This is a genomic window from Oleiphilus sp. HI0132, assembly GCF_001635845.1.
The window spans coordinates 1-891 of the sequence record NZ_LWGJ01000400.1 but is presented as its reverse complement, the minus strand read 5'-3'; the positions used below and the strand labels follow the sequence as shown (position 1 = coordinate 891).

Here is an 891-nt window from a genome sequence, read left to right as displayed (position 1 = left end):
CAAACAAATTGCCGTTAGATCCATTACACCTAACTTTTTATCCAAGACTTCATCATAACTCAAAGCATCATACTTCACGGCTGTCGGATCTTTCATCGGGTCAGCGTTGTAGACACCATCTACTTTTGTTGCCTTCAATACAACATCAGCATCAATCTCAATACCTCGTAGACATGCAGCAGAGTCAGTTGTAAAGAAAGGGTTACCCGTTCCTGCGCTGAATATTACAACATCACCATCTTTAAGATCTCTAACCGCTCTGCGCCGATCGTAATGCTCAACAACACCACTCATCGGGATAGCTGACATAACACGCGTTGATATATTGGATCGTTCTAATGCGTCACGCATCGCCAAGGCATTCATAACCGTAGCCAGCATACCCATATGATCACCAGTAACACGATCCATTCCAGCCTGGCTTAGGGCAGCACCTCTAAACAAGTTACCACCACCTATGACCATGCCAACCTGAACACCTATACCAATCAGCTGACCAATTTCTAAAGCCATGCGATCAAGTACTTTTGGATCGATCCCAAAGTCCTCATCGCCCATTAGAGCTTCACCACTAAGTTTTAGAAGAATTCGTTTATATTTTGGCTGGAGATTTACAGGCATGAATCACTCTCGGCATTTAAAGCGTAGTTAACAAATACAGGTTAAGAACCTGCTTAATATGCATATGACGTATCTTAATTTCGGGGGAGTCGCCCCCACTAAAAACAGTCTTTCCAGATGAGCAAGTACTCCCCAGACAACTTTAAGATAAAAACCAATTGCCAGATACAATAATGCCGCATAAGAAAAATGGTTATATCACCCTTCTTATACGGCACGGTTGGGAATTGTATCAGGATTGGTAAAAAGTGGAACTATCTTTTCAACATT

At 42.3% G+C, this 891-nt stretch carries 1 protein-coding gene; it reads right to left on the bottom strand.

Going from position 1 to position 891, the window contains the following annotated elements:
• Positions 1-621 (bottom strand): UMP kinase (gene pyrH / locus A3766_RS04940; protein ID WP_068641823.1); only part of this gene is annotated, 621 nt, incomplete at its 3' end.
• Between the last annotated feature and the right edge of the window lie 270 nt (positions 622-891).